The sequence below is a fragment of the Bradyrhizobium daqingense genome (genome assembly GCF_021044685.1).
GTDB lineage: Bacteria > Pseudomonadota > Alphaproteobacteria > Rhizobiales > Xanthobacteraceae > Bradyrhizobium > Bradyrhizobium daqingense.
This window is the reverse complement of sequence record NZ_CP088014.1, coordinates 6,523,825-6,543,509: the sequence shown is the minus strand read 5'-3', so window position 1 is coordinate 6,543,509 and position 19,685 is coordinate 6,523,825. Positions and strand designations below refer to the sequence as shown.

Sequence of the window (19,685 nt, the reverse complement as noted above, 5' to 3'; positions counted from 1 at the left end):
GATAAGTGCGAATCGTCGCCGCGGTTCAGGTTGTTAGTTCGAGCATGATCCTATCGGAAAACCGCTGCACGCTTATCCGGATCATGCTCTAAGAAACGATATGAGCGAGACTTTCACAAGCGTGTCCCAGGAAGAAGCCGGCTTTCGCGAGCGCGCGCGGCTGTCCTTCGATCTCGATGCCGACATTTGTGTGATCGGGGCAGGGCTCGCCGGCCTCTCCATCGCGCTGGAGGCCGCCCGGCTTGGGGCCAGCGTCGCGGTGCTCGAAGGCCGCCATATCGGCTGGAACGCCTCCGGCAACCAGCTCGGTACCGTGATGCCGGGCTTCGCACTGCCGCTTGCCGACCTGATCGAGCGCATCGGCTTCGAGGACGCGCGCGAATTGTGGAGGCTGTCCAAGGAGGGCGCCGAGCTCGTCCGTGCCAACGCCACGGAAGAGAACATGCCGGGGATCGGCCTTCGCGAGGGCGTGCTCGAAGTCTCCAATGTGGATGTGGGTGACCGGCTGATCAGCCGGTTGCAGATGTTGAACGAGGATTTTGACACGGAGGCCGAGGGCTGGCAGGTCGATCGCGTCCGCGAGACGCTCAAGACCGATCGCTATTTCCACGGCGTCCATTACCCGCGGGCTTTCCAAGTCGACGGCCGCAAATATGTGCACGGCCTTGCGGCTTTGGCGCGGCGGGCGGGGGCCCGCATCTTCGAGGATACGCCGGTGGTCAGCATCGATCATTCCGGCATCCGCAAGCGAATCGTCACACCCTCTGCGCGGCTGCGTGCGACCCATATCGTGCTCGCCGGCAACATCCATCTCGGTGCGCCCTTGAAGCGCTTGTCGGAGACGCTGCTGCCGGTCTGGCGCTATGCCGGCATCACCGCGCCGCTGGGCGAGCGCCTGCACGAGATCATCGCCTTCAAGGGATCGGCGATGGATTCCGATGGCGTCGACCATTTCCGTGTCGTCGACGGCGACCGGCTGATGTGGGAGAGCCCGGAGACGACCTGGGCGGCGCGGCCGCAGCGTTTCGGCGGCGCCGTCAAGCGGCGGATCCGCACGATCTTTCCCGAGCTCGGCGATGTCGAGATCACCGAGACGTTCGGCGGCGCCACAGGCCAGACGGTGCACGGCATGCCGCAGATCGGCCAGTTGCGCAAAGGCCTGTGGGTGGCGAGCGGGTTCGGCCGTCAGGGCATGAACACGTCCGCCATGGCCGGACAGATGATCGCGCGCAGCATCCTGTGGGGCGACGAACGCTGGAAGCTGTTCTCGCCGTTCGAGCTGGTCTGGGCGGGGGGTGCCACCGGGCGCGTTGCCGGCCAGTTGGTCGGGATCTGGGGCAGGGCGAGTTCCGCTGCCGCCGGCTCGCTCGCCCGCTACCGCGAGCGTGCCAGGGTCAAGGACAGGGAACGCGAGAAGCGTCTCGCCGAGGCCAACCGGGCGGCCGGCACGGGGCCGCGTCGTCCGATGCCGCCCGTCCGGCCGCGGCCGGCTCCGCCGCCGAGAGCTGCGGCGAGGGGACCCGAACATGGCCCCCGGGGACCAGAACATGGCTCGGAACAGGCCCCGCACGACGAAGGCGTCCCGCATTAACCCTGCGAAAAATTCGCTTGGACGTGTAACTTCGGCCGCCGGAAGCACGTATCTCAAGGCGTGGACCCGCACGCAGGGAGAATGAGATGTTTGACCGCCGCATCCTGCTATCGACTGCCGCCGGCCTGCTCGGCCTTTCGGCCTTCCGCTGGCTGAGGGCATCCCCGGCCGAGGCGGGCGAGAAGGCCGCGCAAAAATTCGAGATCGTGAAGACGGAGGCCGAATGGCGGGCCCAGCTCACGCCGCAGCAATATGAGATCCTGCGCAACCACGGCACCGAGCGGCCCGGCTCCAGCCCGCTGCTCAAGGAGAAGCGCAAGGGCATCTTCGCCTGCGCCGGCTGCGACCTGCCGCTGTTTGCGTCCGAGACCAAGTTCGAGAGCGGCACCGGCTGGCCGAGCTTCTATGCGCCGATCGAGGGCAATGTCGGCAAGACCGAGGACCGTGCCTACGGCATGGTTCGCACCGAGGTGCATTGCCGGCGCTGCGGCGGCCATCTCGGCCACGTCTTCGACGACGGTCCGAAGCCGACCGGTCTGCGCTACTGCATCGACGGTTTTGGGCTGGTCTTCCATCCGGCGGCGGCGTCGGCGACGTAGGTTTTGGACCGTCATTCCGGAGCGATGCGTCAGCATCGAACTACGGTGCGCCGTCGCGCACCTGAGTTCGGTCCTGCGGACCGCCCCGGAATGACCTCGAGCCCCGGCAATTGTTGCCGGTCCCGGCAATTGTGCCCCGGTCATCAGGCCGGGGCATTTTCATTAAGTCCTTGATTTTCTGAATATACCCGCATTGGCATGGCCCTTGCGACTGTCTCTGCCGATTGCGGCCACGGTTCGGGTGCCGCCGAGATCGGATTTGGAGACAAAGTTATGGGTATCTTCGATGCAATGAACACCTCGGTGGGTGGTTTGCAGGCGCAGTCCTACGCGCTGCAGAACATTTCCGGCAACATCGCGAACTCATCCACCACCGGTTACAAGGGCATCGGTACCAGCTTCGTCGACCTCATTCCGGACTCCTCGGTTCCGAGCAAGCAGGTCGCCGGCGGCGTGACGGCGAACGCCAAGGCCACCATCACCACCCAGGGCACGATTTCGGGCTCCACCGTCGCCACCAACATGGCGATCACTGGCGACGGCTTCTTCTCGATCCAGAAGGCGAGCGGCGTCGTCGACAACGTGCCGGTGTTCACCGGCGTCACCTACTACACGAGGCGCGGCGACTTCCAGCTCAATGCCAACGGCAATCTGGTCAACGGCGCCGGCTATTACCTGATGGGCGTCACGGTCGACCCGAAGACCGGCAACCCGACCGGCAGCGTGGCGAACGTCCTGCAATTCCAAAACAACTTCATTCCGGCCCAGGCGACCACCTCGATCCAGTACGCGGCGAACCTGCCGACCCAACCGAACACCGTGGCGAAAACGACCGCGGGGCCCGGGACCCTGCTGGGGGCCGGCGGATTAAATCCGTCCGATTTTACTGCCAACCCGCTGCCGGTCGGCACGCCGCCCGCGCCCTATGCGAACGCAACGGTCTCCGGAGCGGCCGCTACCGGCAACATCCGTTCCGCCTACTCGTCGACGACGGCCACTGGCACGGTCGCGCTCCAGAACAATTCGTCCGCGGTCGCTTCGACCACCACCTCGCTCGATGCCGCGGCCGGCACGCATCTGGCTTCCAGCATCCTCACCGCGTTGAGCGGCCAGACGCTGACCATCAACGGCAATACGATCACGTTCAACGCTGGCACGACGGTCTCGACCGTCGGCAACAACACCACCATCGGCCTCGGTGCGGGCACCACAGCCACCGTGGCCAGCATCCTGAACGCGATCCAGACCGCGGGCGGCGCCGGCGTCACCGCCTCGCTTTCCCCCAGCGGCAATATCCAGATCGCGAGCGGCACCGGCACCGACGTTGCTGTCGGCAGCGGCACGGCAGCTACCGCGCTCGGCATCAGCAGCGTGACCCGCGGCGGCAACGTGCTGTCCTCGCCCGCGATATCGGGTGCGACGGTGCTGAGCGGCAGCGCGACCCCCGGCGGCGCCCAGGTGCTCACGTCAGGATTCGCGGCCGGTGATACCATCACGGTCAACGGTCAAACGCTGACCTTCATGGCCTCGGGCGCTTCGGGCGCGAACCAGATCAACGTTACCGACAACGTCACGACGCTGCTTGGCAAAATCGACGCGCTCTCCGGTGCGTCTGGCTCGTCGGTCAGCAGCGGCGGCGTCATCACCATGAACACCGGCACGGTCTCCAACCTCTCGGTGTCCAGCTCCAACAGCGCTGCTTTCTCGGCGCTCGGTTTCACCTCGACCATCACGAGAAACCGCGAAGGTGGCGGCACGGCCGGCACCGGCGGCGTAATCGGCAACGATATCGCCACCTTCACCAAGGAATCGATCAGCGGCGGCGCCGTGACCGCTTACAACGCCGCCGGCACGCCGGTGAACCTGCAGTTGCGCTGGGCCAAGACCGACAGCGCCTCCCTGGGCGCGGGTCACTCGGACAGCTGGAACCTGTTCTATCAGACCGATCCGAACGCGACCGGCTCGACGGTTGGCTGGGTCAATACCGGCCAGACCTTTACGTTTGCCGCCGACGGTTCGCTGACCTCGCCCGCCGGCTCGGGCATCACCATCAACAACGTCAGCGTCAGCGGCCAGTCGCTCGGCTCCGTCGCCTTCAACATCTCCTCGGGCGGGCTCACGCAATATGCCAGCACCAGCGGCGCTGTGACCATCAACACCATCACGCAGAACGGCTACGCCGCCGGCCAGCTCCGCTCGGTCGCCGTCAACAACAACGGCGTCGTGGTCGGCACCTTCTCCAACGGCCAGAACCTCAACCTCGCCCAGGTGCAGCTGTCGCACTTCAACGGCACCAACTACCTGAAGGCGATGGACGGCGGCGCCTATGCCGCGACCGAGCAGTCGGGCGATGCCATCGACGGCGCCTCGGGCACCATCGCCGGCTCGTCGCTGGAGGGATCCAACACCGACATCGCCGACGAATTCACCAAGCTGATCGTGACCCAGCAGGCCTATTCGGCCAACACCAAGGTGATCACGACCGCGAATTCGATGGTGCAGGACCTCTTGAACGTGTTGCGCTGATCGGCGCGCGACGTAACCAAAGGCGGCAAGTAACATGGGTTTGAGTTCAGCCCTCGCCAGCGCGATGAGCGGCCTGCGTGCCAACCAGGCCGCGCTCTCGATCGTCTCCTCGAACGTCGCGAATTCGCAGACGCCGGGTTACGTCGTCCAGACGCCGAACCAGATCGAAGTCAGCACCGGCGAGTTCGGCTCGACGGCGATGACCACCGGCGTCAGCCGCCAGCTCGACACCTACGTGCTGAACCAGCTGCGCACCGAGGTCGGCGGCAGCGGCTACGCCGACCAGATGGCCAACATTCTGAAGCAGCTTCAGAATGTCTACGGCACGCCCGGCAATTCCGGTACGCTCGAAGACGCGCTGAACAAATTCACCACCGCGCTCCAGGCGCTGTCGACCAGCTCGGGCGCATCGTCGGCACAGACCGTCGCGCTCGGCGCGGCGCAGGCGCTGGCGCGGCAGCTCAACGTCACCACCACGGGTATCCAGTCGCTGCGCTCCAACGTCGAACAGGATCTCGGCAATTCGGCGCAAGCCGCCAATGCGGCGATGAAGCAGATCGCCGACATCAACACCAGACTGCAGGGGCTGGGAGCCAACGATCCCTCGGCGGCCACGCTGATGGATCAGCGCGACCAAGCCATCAACACGCTGTCGAAATATGTCGACGTCCGCGTCACCACCGACAATTCGAACCAGGCCAACATCTACACCACGACCGGCATTCAGCTGGTCGGCGCCGGGCTCGCCTCGGAATTCTCCTTCGCGTCCGCCGGCGCGCTGTCGGCGACCTCGCTCTACAACATCGATCCGGCCAAGTCCGGCGTCGGCGCGTTCAACATCAAGCTGCCGAACGGTTCGCAGGTCGACGTCGTCGCCAACAACGTGGTGTCGTCCGGCCAGATCGCGGCCGACCTCAAGCTGCGCGACGACATTCTGGTGCAGGCGCAGAACCAGATCGACCAGCTCGCCGCCACGATGTCGAGCGCGCTGTCCGACAAGACCACGGCCGGGAGCACGGTCTCGGGTCCCCCAGCCGGGTTCGATCTGGAACTGGCCGGTGCGCTGCCGGGCAACACGGTCAACATCACCTACACGGACACGGCCACCAACACGCAGCGCCAGATCACGCTTGTCAACGTGACCGATCCGGCGGCGCTGCCGCTCCAGAACGCAACGAACGCCAACCCGATGCGGATCGGCGTCAACTTCGCCGGCGGCATGGGCGCGATCGCCTCCGCGCTCAATACCGCGCTGTCAGGCACCCATCTGTCGTTCGCCGCCGCGCCGTCTCCGGCGACGGCCACGACGCTGCGGGTGACCGACGACAACACCGGCCTTGCCAAGGTCAGTTCGGCCACGACCACCAAGACGATGTCGTCGCTGACCTCGGGCAATCCGCAACTGGCGGTGTTCACCGACGGCGGGCAGGCGCTCTACACCGGCGCGATCACGGCATCCGGCTCGCAGATGACCGGCCTTGCCGGGCGCATCGCCGTGAACACGCAGCTGGTCTCCGATCCGACCCGGCTGTCGGTCTACAACACCTCGCCGGTGACCCCCGCGGGCGACACGACCCGTTCGGACTATCTCTATTCGCAGCTCACCAATGCGGTGTTCTCCTATTCGCCGCAGAGCGGCCTCGGCTCGGCGAACCAGCCCTTCACAGGCAGCGTCTCGAATTTCCTTCAGCAGTTCCTGAGCGTCCAGGCCAATGCCGCGACCCAGGCAACCCAGCTCCAGCAGGGCCAGAGCGTCGTGGTCTCGACGCTCCAGGCCAAATTCGACTCGACCTCCAGCGTCAATCTGGACTCGGAGATGTCGAACCTGATCCAGCTTCAGAATGCCTATGCCGCCAACGCCCACGTGATGTCGGTGGTGCAGAGCATGATGAACACGTTGCTCCAGGCTCAAGGGTAACAAGTAACAGGGCTCTGAAACATGTCGATCAGCAGCATCAATTACTCCTCATCGGTTCTCGGCTCGCAGATCCGCAACATCAATCAGCAGCTGACCGACCTGTCGACGCAGCTTTCGACCGGCAAGCTGTCGCAGAACTATGCCGGCATGGGCACCAACGAGGGCTTTGCGATCGCCGGCCGCGCGCAGCTCTCCAACATCGCCGCCTATACGGACACGATCACCAACGTCAACGTCAGCATCAACCTCGCCAACACGGCGCTGCAGTCGCTGACGAAGATCCGCAGCACGGTGCAGACCGGATCGGCCTCCACCGCGCAGGATCTCAACGTCAACGGCCAGACGATCGCGCAGAACACCGCCGCGGCCCAGTTCGGCTCGATGGTCGGCGTCCTCAACACGCAGACCGGCAGCCGCTATCTGTTCTCCGGTACGGCCGTCAACACGCAGTCGGTCGCCGATGCCGGCGACATCATCAACGGCACCACGACGCAGGCGGGTTTCAAGACCGTGATGGCCGAGCGTCAGGCCGCGGACCTCGGCGCCAACGGCATGGGCCGCCTGGTGCAGACGCAGCCGACGCCGAGCTCGGTGCAGGTGTCGGAAGACGTCGCGGGATCACCGTTCGGGCTGAAGCTCAAGGCGGTCTCCTCGACCCTGACGGGCGCGACCGTCACCGGTCCGAGCGGCTCGCCGGTGTCGTTCTCGGTCGACCTCAACGGCGTCAACCCGAACAACGGCGACAAGCTGAGCGTCCAGTTCACGCTGCCGGACGGCACGGTCGAACAGATCGACCTGACCGCCTCGACGGCGACCCCGACGCCGCTCGGCAGCTTCGCGATCGATGCGAGCACGCCCGTCAATCCGAACAACACGGCCGCGAACCTCAACACGGCGCTGAACACCGCGATCCAGAAGCTCGCCAACACCTCGCTGGTGGCGGCCTCTGCCGTCACCGCCGGCGACAATTTCTTCAACAGCGCGAGCTCGGCGATCGGCACGCCCGTCAACAACCAGGCGGCGCCGCCTGCACCGATCAGCGGCGCGACCGCGTTGTCCGGCGCGAGCCCCTCGGACTCGATCTCGCCGGGCTTCGTTGCCGGCGACACCATCACCGTCAACGGCACCACGCTGACCTTCGTCAGCTCGGGGGCGACCGGCAACCAGCTCAACGTCACCGACAGCGTCCAGACGCTGATGAGCAAGATCGACGCGATCACGGGGACGTCGAAGCCGTCGACCATTCATGGCGGCTCGATCACTGTTAACACCGACGATGCGGCGAGCCTCAACATCACGAGCTCGAATACAGGCGCGCTGAGCTCGCTCGGCTTCAGCGCGACGCCGGTGACCGCCACGCAACCACCACTGCGCGTCGGCTCCTCGCCGGCGAGCTCGGCGACCACGCTGGTCAACGGCTCGGCCACCACGGTGGAATGGTATCTGGGCAATGACGGGCCGGGCTCGCCGCGCTCGACCGCGATGGCGCGGGTCGATGATGCCGTCACGGTGCAGTATGGCGCCCAGGCGAACGAGGATGCGATCCGCCGGCAATTGCAGGCGATCGCGGTGTTCGGGACCTTCTCGACCTCGCCGACCGGCCAGTATTCGGGCGGGCAGGTGGCCGCGCTGAGCCTGCGCACCACCCAGGCGCTGACCCAGCAGCCCGGCCAGCAGCGCATCGAGGACATCCAGACCGACATCGCCATGGCCCAGAACACGATGAAGGATGCGACCACGCGCCAGACCCAGGCCAAGGCGCAGCTCCAGTCCATCATCGACCAGGCGGAATCGGCCTCGCCGGACCAGATCGCGAGCGAGATCCTAGCGCTCCAGAACGCGCTCCAAGCCTCCTACCAGGTGACCTCCAACCTGGCGCAGCTCTCGCTCGTCAAGTTCCTGTAAGGCCGCGTTAAGACGCCGTTAACCATGCTTCTTTACCTCTTGGTGAGGATTGGAGCGGGGGCGGAGCTGCCGATGTCGGACAGGATGCAATTGGTGGTGGCAACACCATGCTTCGGCGGGCAGGTGTCGAGCATCTATGCGAGCTCAATCTTCGCGCTCCAGCGCGCCGTGCACGGCATGTCCAATCTCGAGCTCAAGGTGCTGTTGCGCGACGGCGATGCGCTGATCACCCGGGCGCGGGCCAATTTGGCCGCGATGTTCCTGGAGGATCCCAGGGCGACGCATTTCCTGTTCATCGACGCCGACATCGGCTTCAAGCCGGAGCAGGTGTTCCGCCTGATCGAATGCGGCGCCGATGTCGTCGCCGGCTGCTATCCGATCAAGCGGGTCAACTGGGACAAGGCCGCGCGCGCGATCCAGTCGGGCCGCACCGACGTGCCGGCGGCCTCGCTCGACTACGTGCTGGAGATCGAGGATCCCGACCGCATCGTGGTCGTCAACGGCTTTACCCGCGTCCGTTATGCGGGCACCGGTTTCCTGATGATCCGGCGCCACGTGCTGGAAGCGATGTGCCGCCACCCGGATTACGCGGCGTTGCAGTTCTTCCGCGAGCATTCGCACGATACGCTGGCGGCGAGCCCGAACCGGTTCGCGCTGTTCGAATGCATGATCGACCCGGCGACCGGCACCTATCTGTCCGAGGACTTCGCCTTCTGCAAGCGCTGGACCGACATCGGTGGCGAGATCTGGGCCGATATCCAGAGCTCGCTCGATCACGTGGGGCCGTCGGTATTCCACGGCGACATCGCCTCACAATTCGCAGCCGTACCCGCAGCGGCGGCCGCCGATGCGGCGTGAGTCCTTCGGGATGAGCGCCGGCCCATCCCGCCTGTCAGAACAGGAACGCGCATCCAACGGCGGCTCGCGTTACCGCCTGCGCGATCTCTTCACACCGCTTGACACGCTGCTCGTCTCCGGCGGCGATCCGCGGCTCGCGCTCGACGCGAGGGATCGTGTCAACGCCTACGGCTGCGCGGCCTCGCCCGAGCCTGAGATCTGGAATTTCGCCTCCTCGACCGCCTCGACGATTTCGCAGGCGGCCTATGACCGCGCTGCGCTGGCGCGCGAAGAGCTGATGCACAAGTGCCTGTTCGACGAGGTCGAGCTTGCCTTCGATGCGCGCTGCGAGGATATGCGTGACGAACTGCGCGGCCAGTTCCAGCTCCCGCCGCGCATCGATGTCGTGTTTTCGCCGTCCGGTACGGACTCCCAGCTTCACGCCCTGTTCGTGGCGCGCGCAGTGCTCGGCGCGCCGCCGGTGACGATCGTGGTCGGGTCCGATCAGACCGGAAGCGGCACAGCCCATACCGCGCGTGGGCATCATTTCAGCTGCAGGACGGCGGGCGGCCTTGCGGTCCGCAAGGACAGTGCGGTTGCGGGGCTCGCCGGCACCAGCATCGCGCTGCCATTGCGCGAGGCGGGCGACGGAATTGCGATGCGGGCGGACATCGATGACGCGGTGCTGCGCGCGGTCGAGGTCACGGTCGCGCAGGGCGCGCCGGTGTTGCTGCAGATCATGGATGCCTCGAAGCTCGGCTGGCGCGCACCGAGCGCGGCTTGCCTCGACGAAATCGCGCGGCGCTGGCCGCGCAAAGTTCAGATCGTCGTCGACGCCTGCCAGGCCCGGCTCGGACGCCGGCGGCTGCGCTCCTATCTCGACCGCGGCTATCTGGTCCTGATCACCGGCTCGAAATTCTTCGGCGGACCGGCGTTCAGCGGCGCGCTGCTGGTGCCCAAGGGCTTTTCGCACCTCCTCGACCGGGTCGAGGCTATTGCGCCGGGCTTTTTCGATTATGCCGGCCGTTGCGACTGGCCGTTGGCCTGGACGGCGCTGCGGTCGCGCTTCGAGCGCCGGGCGAATTTCGGTCAATGGTTGCGCTGGGAGGCGGCGCTGGCCGAGATCAGCAGCTACCATGCGGTGCCGGCTGCGTTTCGCACCCAGGTGCTGACCGAGCTCGCGGCCGGCATCGACAGCATGATCGCGCTGTCGCCGTCACTGCGCCTCGTCCCGTCCGGATGCGGACAGGTCGATGCGGAGGACGAGGAGTTCGCGCAACGTACGATCTTCCCATTTCTGCTGCTGCGCGACGGCAAGCCGGTCTCGATCGCGGAGACCTGTGCCGTTCATCGAGCGCTGGCGCGCGACATGAGCGAGGAGATCGGCGGCAGTAGGGCCGACCGGGAGGTCCCTACACAGCGCTGCCTGGTCGGCCAGCCGGTCCGGCTGGAACGGCAGCACGAGTCACCGCTGGCGCTGTTGCGCCTTTGCGTCGGCGCGCGGCTCGTGACCGAAGCCTGGTCGCCGGACATCGTGCAGGCACAACGCAATGTGCAGCACGTTCTCGATCGCGTCGCGCATGTGCTGGTCAAGATCGAGCTGTTGCTTGGTCGTGGCGCCGCGGCGCCCGTGCAGGTAAAGTCGGCGTTCGAGGTGTGAGATGCAGCAGCCAGTTTTCGCCGCCAATTATGCCGACCGCATCGGCTTTGCGCAGCTGACGCGCCAGGCCTTCGAAGGCGTCGATCTGCAGCCGTTGCGCGATCAACTCCTCGGCCGGATCACGGAGGGGACGGCGCAGGCGGGCGAGGGCCTCGACCTGTCGCTGATCGTTCAGCTCCTCGGCGACAAGGAGGCGGGGCTTGCGATCCAGTCGGAGGTGCTGACCTTCCATCAGTTGTTTCGCACGCCCAGCGCGGCGCCGAAGCCGGGCTTGCGCCTACTCGCGCTTGCAGCGGACATCGACATGGGCGGCAACACGCCGATCGATTTCCTGCTCGAAGGCTCCGACATCGAATTGTTGACGCTGTACGTGGTCAAGGGCGTCGGTCTGCCCGAGAGCCTGCCCGCGCACGACGTCGCCATCGTGGTCGCGTCCGATTCGGAGGAATGCCGGGACGCGCTCGCGCTGATCGAAGAGGTCGCACCACGCTGGCCCCGGCCGCTGCTCAATCACCCCGGTCTGATCGGCAACCTCGATCGCGATAAGCTGTATCGGCTGCTGGCGGACGTGCCCGGTCTCGACATTCCCGCGACCGTTCACGCCACCCGCGCGCAATTGACCGACCTCGCATCGGGGCGGATCGCCTGCGGGGCGATCGCCGGCGAACTGCACTTTCCGATGATCGCGCGACCGCGCGGCTCGCATGCCGGCGTCGGGCTTGCGAAGCTCGACGACGCGGCTGCGCTAGAAGCCTATCTCACTGCGCGGAAAGAGCAGGACTTCTTCGTCGCGCGCTTCGTCGACTATGTCAGTCCCGACGGGCTCTACCGCAAATACCGTCTGGCCATGGTCGACGGCAAGGCTTACGCCTGCCACATGGCGATCGCCGACCGTTGGGACATCTGGTATCTCAACGCCTACATGGCGTTCAGCGAGGAGAAGCGGGCCGAGGAGGCCATCTTCATGCGCGACTTCGATCACGCCTTCGCAGCGCGCCACAAGAGCGCGCTCGACGAGATGAGCAGGCGCGTCGGCCTCGATTATTTCATCGTCGATTGTGCCGAGAATCAGAATGGCGAGCTCCTGGTGTTCGAGGCAGACAACACTGCCGTGGTGCACAACATGGATTCACCAGCAGTGTTTCCGTACAAGCCCCTGCAGATGCGCAAGATATTCACGGCGTTCACGGCGATGCTGTCGCGACATGCACGAGCGGGCGAGGGACGCGCAACATGAACGAGATCATTCGCAACACCCAAAGCTCCGTCACCCGTTCCTCGCTCGACCCGCAGGATTGGAGCGAATTTCGCGCACTGGCCCATCGCATGCTGGACGAGGCGATCGACGGTATCGCCCATGTTCGAGCCCATCCGGTCTGGCAGCCGATCCCCGACGAGGTCCGCGCGGCGCTCAAGGCCGACGTGCCGCGCGAGGCGAGTGACCTCGCGGACGTCCATCGTGAATTTGCCCAGTACATTGCGCCGTATGCGACCGGCAACGTCCATCCTGGGTTCATGGGTTGGGTCCATGGCGGCGGCACGGCCGTCGGCATGCTCGCTGAGATGCTCGCAGCCGGTCTCAATGCCAATCTCGGCGGACGCGATCACATGCCGATCGAGGTCGAGCGCCAGATCGTCACGTGGATGCGCAGCCTGTTCGGCTTTCCGGACGCGGCAAGCGGCATCTTCGTCACGGGCACGTCGATGGCCAATCTCATGGCGGTGCTGGTGGCACGTACGAAGGCGCTCGGCACGCTGGCGCGGCAGCACGGCCTCGGCAATGACGGCGCGTTGCTCACCGCTTATACGTCGCATGTCGCACATGGCTGCATCTCGCGGGCGATGGACATCGCCGGACTCGGCACGGACGCGCTGCGCAAGATCGGTGTCGATGCCGATCATCGCATTGATGTCGCCGCGCTGCGCGCGCAGATCGCCGTGGATCGCGAGATAGGCTTCAAGCCGTTCCTGGTGGTCGCATCTGCCGGTACCGTTGATGTCGGCGCGATCGACGATCTCAAGGCGGTCGCCGAGCTGTGCCGCGAGGAGGGGATCTGGTTTCACGTCGATGGCGCGTTCGGGGCGCTCGCCATCCTGTCACCAGAGCTCGCGCCGCTGCTCGGCGGCATCGAGCTTGCGGATTCCATCGCGCTCGACTTCCACAAATGGGGACAGGTGCCCTACGATGCCGGCTTCCTGCTGGTGCGCGACGGCGAGCAGCATCGGCAGGCCTTTGCGCAGCCCGCGGCCTATCTGCGTCGCGAGGCGAGGGGACTTGCGGCCGGCGCGGTCTGGCCCTGCGATCTCGGCCCGGATCTGTCGCGCGGCTTCCGTGCGCTGAAGACCTGGTTCACGCTGAAGACGTTCGGCACCGATCGGCTCGGTTCGGTGATCGCACGAAGTTGCGCGCTCGCGAAATATCTGGAAACGCGTATATTAGCGGAGCCGCGGCTGGAATTGCTGGCGCCGGTCAATCTCAACATCGCCTGCTTCCGCTACCGCGCCGATGACGCGGTCAATCGCGAGATCGTCGCCGACATCCAGGAGGCCGGCTTCGCGGCTCCGTCGAGCACGACGCTGGACGGCAAGTTCGCGATCCGCGCTGCGATCGTCAATCACCGCACCGACGAGACCGACATCGATGCGCTTGTTGGGGCCGTGCTGGAGTTCGGCGCACGCCGGAGCAGCGACGGACTGGTCGAGGTCGAGGCGCCGCCGCTCGCCGCGCAGTAGCGCCGATGCAGGCCTGAAAACGACAACGGCCCCGGAGATGATCCGGGGCCGTTATCGTTGTGCGGCTCGGCCGCTCGCGCAGCGTTGCGCTCGCATGTGGTCAGGCGGCGGTGCTCTCCGCCTTGGGATGCGTGGCCTCGAACTGATCACGAAGCTTTTCTTCATATGCGATCAGCTTGCGGGCGTCCTTCAGCGCCCGGTAGAGGTCGCCGTTGAGGATGTTGTTGTTGATGGCTTCGATGATCGGCCAGGCGCTCGGCACAGCGGTGACGATGTCGCGCACCAGGTTGAAATAGGTGCCGTGCTGGGTCTGCGGATCCGGCGAGATGTACATGAGCTGGACCGCCAGGTAGACCAGCTTGGCGGGCGTGTCCGCGGTCTCCGGCGTGAGGATGTCGCGCTCGCGCAGGATCGGCCCGTTGTCGCCGTCGATCAGGAGGCGGGCGCGCTGGTCGGTGTTGGTTATCACGCAGTTACCGACGATGATGCGTTCGTGCGGTCTGAGCTCGACCTTGAGGGCCATGCCTGTTCTCCATCAACGCTTTCGTAACCGAGCGTTCGTTGCGGCCTATCAGAACGTGATTCTCGCTCGTAACTAGTTAACGAGCTGTAAATTCGCGCTATTCGCACGGAAAAGCCCAACAATTTCAAAGGTTCGTTTGCTTGGCGACGCCAGCGATGAGCACCGCTTGCCGGGCCGAATCACGCGTGCAGCGGCAAAAGCCCGGGTTTCATTTCATGTTTCGTTAGAGGTCTCGGCGCCACGGTCCGCCGTCGCTGGGTCAGTCTCGATCCAAGCAGACGTGTAACAGTAGCGTCGTTTACCAGAAAGGTAACAGAGTCATGTCCGGTATCGTCCTCTCCGCATCGGTTCGCCAGAACCTGCTCTCCCTCCAGTCCACCGCTGACCTCCTCGCCACCACCCAGAACCGTCTGTCGACCGGCAAGAGCGTCAACTCGGCCCTCGACAATCCCACCAACTTCTTCACGGCACAGTCGCTCGACAACCGCGCCAGCGACATCAACAACCTGCTCGACGGTATCGCCAACGGCGTGCAGGTGCTGCAGGCTGCCAACACCGGCATCACCTCGCTGCAGAAGCTGATCGACAGCGCCAAGTCGATCGCCAACCAGGCGCTGCAGACCACCGTCGGCTATTCCACCAAGTCCAACGTCTCCGCCACCATCTCCGGTGCGACGGCCGCCGACCTGCGCGGCACGACCTCCTACGCCAGCGCGACGGCGAGCAGCAACGTGCTGTTCAGCGGTGCAGCCGGCGGCACCACCGCGGCAACCGGCACCACCACGCTCGGCGCTACCATCGGTGCTTTCGCTGGCACCGCGGCAACGGCCGGCGACGGCACCACGGCGCTGACCGGTACCATCACCTTGATCGCCACCAACGGCACCACCGCAACCGGTCTGGCTAGCAATGCTCAGCCCGCCGACGGCGACACGCTGACCGTGAACGGCAAGACCATTACCTTCCGCAGCGGCACGGCTCCGGCGGCGACCGCCGTTCCGACTGGCTCGGGCGTCAGCGGCAATCTTGTCACCGACGGCAATGGCAATACGACCGTTTATCTCGGCACCGCCGGCGCCCCGGCCGCGAACGTCAACGATCTGTTGAGCGCGATCGATCTCGCCAGCGGCGTCAAGACGGTCTCGATCACCTCCGGTGCTGCGACGCTTGCCACGAGCAACAACCAGACGGCTTCGAGCGTTGGCGGCGGCGCCGTCACGCTGAGGAGCTCGACCGGTGCGGATCTGAGCGTCACCGGCAGGGCCGACCTGCTCAAGGCTCTCGGCCTGAGCTCATCGGTCGGCGGCGGCAACGCCACGGTGTCCGTCAACCGGACCACGACTTCGGCCTCGCTCGGTGCGACGATCACGGACGGCTCGACGCTGAACGTCAACGGTAAAGTCATCACCTTCAAGAACGCGCCGATCCCGGGCTCGACCGGTGCGCCGAGCGTTCCGACCGGCTTTGGTACGAGCGGCAACATCCTCACCGACGGTGCCGGCAACTCGACGGTCTATCTGCAGGGCGGCACGGTCAACGACGTCCTGAAGGCGATCGACCTTGCCACCGGCGTGCAGACCGCGACGATCGGTGCCAACGGCGCCGCGACGCTTGCGACGGCCTCCGGCCAGACCAACTCGTCGATCAACGCCTCGGGCCAGCTCAAGCTCTCGACCGGCGTCAACGCCGACCTGGCGATCACCGGCACCGGCAATGCGCTGAATGCGCTTGGCCTTGCCGGCAACACCGGCACTGCGACCGCCTTTACTGCGGCCCGCACCTCCGGCGTCGGCGGCATCAGCGGCAAGACCTTGACCTTCACCTCCTTCAACGGCGGCACGGCGGTCAACGTCACTTTCGGCGACGGCACCAACGGCACGGTCAAGACGCTCGATCAGCTCAACACCAAGCTGCAGGCCAACAATCTGTCTGCGACGATCGACGCCAACGGCCTGCTGACGATCACCGCCTCGAACGACTATGCGTCATCGACTCTCGGTTCGATCGCGGCGGGTGGTGCGATCGGCGGCACGCTCACCTCGGCCCTGACCTTCTCGACGGCTTCCACGCCCGTCCAGGATGGCGTTGCCCAGACGGCGCGTGCCAATCTGGTGGCTCAGTTCAACAATATCCTGAACCAGATCGACACGACCGCGCAGGACTCCTCGTTCAACGGCGTCAACCTGCTCAACGGCGACCAGCTCAAGCTGGTGTTCGACGAGACCGCCAAGTCGAGCCTGAACATCACCGGCGTGACCTATAATTCCAAAGGTCTCGGCCTCGCCTCGCTGACTAGCGGTGTCGACTTCATCGACAACGCTGCCACCAACAAGGTGCTGACCAATTTGAACGCCGCGTCGAGCACGCTGCGCTCGGAGGCCTCGAGCCTCGGTTCGAACCTCTCGGTGGTGCAGGTTCGTCAGGACTTCAACAAGAGCCTGATCAACGTGCTGCAGACCGGCTCGTCCAACCTGACGCTGGCCGACACCAACACCGAAGCGGCGAACAGCCAGGCGCTGTCGACCCGCCAGTCGATCGCGGTCTCCGCGCTGTCGCTGGCCAACCAGTCGCAGCAGAGCGTGCTCCAGCTGCTCCGCTAACAAGCGGACGGCATCGCAAGAACGATCATGGCGGCGGGGCTTCGGCCCCGCCGTTTTCTTTTTGCGCCGGCATCAGAGTGCGGCGCGGCGAGCGGAGGCCGCGCCTCTGGATGCAGCCAATTGCTCACTCTGAGTTATGGTTGACAAGTCGCAAACGCCTCGCGACGGCACCGAAAAGCATCGTCCTATCATGATGATATCGGCGAGCGCGTCGCGGCTCCGAATGCGGATATGGTGAATCCGCGCAAGGGCTGGCGCGACACGCTTCATGCTTTGTTAGCCCACAACGTTCACCGTCCCGGCCATCGATTAATCCTAATCGAAGTTTGTTGCGTTGCGTACCAGAAGGGTAACACTCAATGTCCGGTATTGTTCTCTCTGCATCGGTTCGCCAGAACCTGCTCTCTCTCCAGTCCACCGCTGACCTCCTCGCCACCACGCAGAGCCGTCTGTCGACTGGCAAGAGCGTCAACTCGGCCCTGGACAATCCCACCAACTTCTTCACGGCTCAGTCGCTCGACAACCGCGCCAGCGACATCAACAACCTGCTCGACGGCATCGCCAACGGCGTGCAGGTGCTGCAGGCTGCCAACACCGGCATCACCTCGCTGCAGAAGCTGATCGACAGCGCCAAGTCGATCGCCAACCAGGCGCTGCAGACCACCGTCGGTTACTCCACCAAGTCCAACGTCTCCACCACGATCGCAGGTGCGACGGCGGCCGATTTGCGCGGCACGACGAGCTTCGCCAGTGCGACGGCGAGCAGCAACGTGCTGTTCAGTGGCGCGGCCGGCGGCACCACCGCGGCGACTGGTACCACCACGCTCGGCGCTACCATCGGCGCGTTCGCTGGCACCGCGGTGACGGCTGGCGACGGTACGACGGCGCTTACGGGCACCATCACCCTGATCGCCACCAACGGCACCACCGCAACCGGCCTCGGCACCAATGCCCAGCCCGCCGACGGCGACACGCTGACGGTTAACGGCAAGACCATCACCTTCCGCAGCGGCACGGCTCCGGCGGCGACCGCCGTCCCGACCGGCTCGGGCGTCAGCGGCAACCTCGTCACCGACGGCAACGGCAACACCACCGTCTATCTCGGCACTGCCGGCGCCCCGGCTGCGAACGTCAACGACCTGTTGAGCGCGATCGATCTGGCCAGCGGCGTCAAGACGGTCTCGATCACCTCCGGTGCTGCGACGCTCGCCACGAGCAACAACCAGACTGCTTCGAGCGTGGCCGGCGGCGCCGTCACGTTGAGGAGCTCGACGGGTGCGGATCTGAGCGTCACCGGCAAGGCCGACCTGCTCAAGGCTCTCGGTGTGAGCTCATCGGTCGGCGGCGGCAACGCCACGGTGTCCGTCAACCGGACCACGACCTCGGCCTCGCTGGGTGCGACGATCACCGACGGTTCGACGCTCAACGTCAACGGTAAAGTCATCACCTTCAAGAACGCGCCGATCCCGGGCTCGACCGGTGCTCCGAGCGTTCCGACCGGCTTTGGTGCGAGCGGCAACCTCCTCACCGACGGTGCCGGCAACTCGACGGTCTACCTGCAGGGCGGCACGGTCAACGACGTCCTGAAGGCGATCGACCTTGCCACCGGCGTGCAGACCGCGACGATCGGTGCGAACGGCGCCGCGACGCTTGCGACCGCAACCGGCCAGACCAACTCGTCGATCAACGCCTCGGGCCAGCTCAAGCTCTCGACCGGCGTCAACGCCGACTTGTCGGTCACCGGCACCGGCAATGCGCTGAATGCGCTTGGCCTTGCCGGCAACACCGGAACGGCGACCGCCTTCACGGCGGCCCGCACCTCCGGCGTCGGCGGCCTCACGGGCAAGACTTTGACCTTCACCTCCTTCAACGCAGGCACGGCGGTCAACGTCACCTTCGGCGACGGCTCCAACGGCACGGTCAAGACGCTCGATCAGCTCAACACCAAGCTGCAGGCCAACAACCTGTCGGCGACGATCGACGCCAACGGCCTGCTGACGATCTCGACCACCAACGACTACGCGTCCTCGACCATCGGATCGAGCGCCGCAGGTGGTGCGATCGGCGGCACGCTGACCTCGGCGTTGACCTTCTCGACGGCTTCCACCCCCGTCCAGGATACGGTTGCCCAGACCTCGCGTGCGAACCTCGTCAATCAGTTCAACAATATCCTCCAGCAGATCGACTCGACTGCCCAGGACTCCTCGTTCAACGGCGTCAATCTCTTGAACGGCGACCAGCTCAAGCTGGTGTTCGACGAGACCGCCAAGTCGAGCCTGAGCATCACCGGCGTGACCTACAACTCCAAGGGTCTGGGCCTTGCTGCGCTGACCAGCGGTGTCGACTTCATCGACAACGCTGCCACCAACAAGGTGCTGACGAACCTCAACGCCGCCTCGAGCACGCTGCGCTCGCAGGCCTCGAGCCTCGGCTCGAACCTGACGATCGTGCAGGTTCGTCAGGATTTCAACAAGAACCTGATCAACGTGCTGCAGACCGGCTCGTCCAACCTGACGCTGGCCGACACCAACGTCGAGGCGGCGAACAGCCAGGCGCTGTCGACCCGCCAGTCGATCGCGGTCTCCGCGCTGTCGCTGGCCAACCAGTCGCAGCAGAGCGTGCTGCAGCTGCTCCGCTAACACGCGGACGACATCGCAAGACGATCACGGCGGCGGGGCTTCGGCCCCGCCGCTTTTTTTCATTCATCACGCCAAGTTTCGAGAGGGACGGCGACGTTCGAGAAGTAACCAGCGGTTATGGTTAATGGAGCGTAAGCAGAAAGAATCGCCAATG

The 19,685-nt window shown here is 65.4% G+C and carries 12 protein-coding genes; 11 read left to right on the top strand and 1 reads right to left on the bottom strand.

What is annotated here, in order from left to right:
- The first annotated feature begins 100 nt into the window (after nt 1-100).
- From LPJ38_RS31345 to LPJ38_RS31305, 9 genes are all read left to right on the top strand, one after another.
- Nucleotides 101-1,591, top strand: a complete 1,491-nt coding sequence (locus LPJ38_RS31345; RefSeq protein ID WP_231088457.1) for an NAD(P)/FAD-dependent oxidoreductase — start codon at nt 101-103, stop codon at nt 1,589-1,591.
- Between the two features lie 86 nt (nt 1,592-1,677).
- A complete protein-coding gene (msrB, locus tag LPJ38_RS31340) occupies nt 1,678-2,190 on the top strand; it encodes a peptide-methionine (R)-S-oxide reductase MsrB (protein WP_008568846.1) in 513 nt (170 codons plus the stop codon).
- Between the two features lie 273 nt (nt 2,191-2,463).
- Nucleotides 2,464-4,716, top strand: coding sequence for a flagellar hook-basal body complex protein (locus LPJ38_RS31335; protein WP_145628780.1), 2,253 nt, complete (start codon nt 2,464-2,466; stop codon nt 4,714-4,716).
- Nucleotides 4,717-4,750: 34 nt separating this feature from the next.
- Complete coding sequence (gene flgK / locus LPJ38_RS31330) at nt 4,751-6,634, top strand: flagellar hook-associated protein FlgK (protein WP_145628778.1); 1,884 nt, start codon at nt 4,751-4,753, stop codon at nt 6,632-6,634.
- A gap of 21 nt (nt 6,635-6,655) precedes the next feature.
- On the top strand, nt 6,656-8,539 hold the full coding sequence (locus LPJ38_RS31325; protein ID WP_145628776.1) for a flagellar protein: 1,884 nt from the start codon (nt 6,656-6,658) through the stop codon (nt 8,537-8,539).
- A 72-nt stretch (nt 8,540-8,611) separates the two neighbouring features.
- Nucleotides 8,612-9,397 carry a methylenetetrahydrofolate reductase gene (locus LPJ38_RS31320; RefSeq protein ID WP_145628774.1) on the top strand — a complete coding sequence of 262 codons (786 nt, stop codon included), beginning with the start codon at nt 8,612-8,614 and terminating at the stop codon, nt 9,395-9,397.
- Nucleotides 9,387-11,036, top strand: coding sequence for a hypothetical protein (locus LPJ38_RS31315; RefSeq protein WP_167520244.1), 1,650 nt, complete (start codon nt 9,387-9,389; stop codon nt 11,034-11,036). Before LPJ38_RS31320 ends, LPJ38_RS31315 begins: the two co-directional genes overlap by 11 nt.
- A gap of 1 nt (nt 11,037) precedes the next feature.
- Nucleotides 11,038-12,273 carry an ATP-grasp domain-containing protein gene (locus LPJ38_RS31310; protein ID WP_145628772.1) on the top strand — a complete coding sequence of 412 codons (1,236 nt, stop codon included), beginning with the start codon at nt 11,038-11,040 and terminating at the stop codon, nt 12,271-12,273.
- Nucleotides 12,270-13,769 (top strand): pyridoxal phosphate-dependent decarboxylase family protein, encoded by a 1,500-nt coding sequence (locus LPJ38_RS31305; protein WP_145628770.1) that lies wholly within the window; start codon nt 12,270-12,272, stop codon nt 13,767-13,769. Before LPJ38_RS31310 ends, LPJ38_RS31305 begins: the two co-directional genes overlap by 4 nt.
- A 100-nt stretch (nt 13,770-13,869) precedes the next feature.
- Here LPJ38_RS31305 and flbT read toward each other — a convergent pair whose 3' ends face one another.
- Nucleotides 13,870-14,292 carry a flagellar biosynthesis repressor FlbT gene (gene flbT, locus LPJ38_RS31300; protein ID WP_145628768.1) on the bottom strand — a complete coding sequence of 141 codons (423 nt, stop codon included), beginning with the start codon at nt 14,290-14,292 and terminating at the stop codon, nt 13,870-13,872.
- A 320-nt stretch (nt 14,293-14,612) separates the two neighbouring features.
- On the opposite strand from flbT, the gene LPJ38_RS31295 reads away from it, so the two are divergent.
- A complete protein-coding gene (locus tag LPJ38_RS31295; RefSeq protein ID WP_145628766.1) occupies nt 14,613-16,892 on the top strand; it encodes a DUF1522 domain-containing protein in 2,280 nt (759 codons plus the stop codon).
- Nucleotides 16,893-17,251: 359 nt separating this feature from the next.
- Nucleotides 17,252-19,531, top strand: a complete 2,280-nt coding sequence (locus tag LPJ38_RS31290) for a DUF1522 domain-containing protein (protein WP_145628764.1) — start codon at nt 17,252-17,254, stop codon at nt 19,529-19,531.
- Nucleotides 19,532-19,685: the final 154 nt, after the last annotated feature.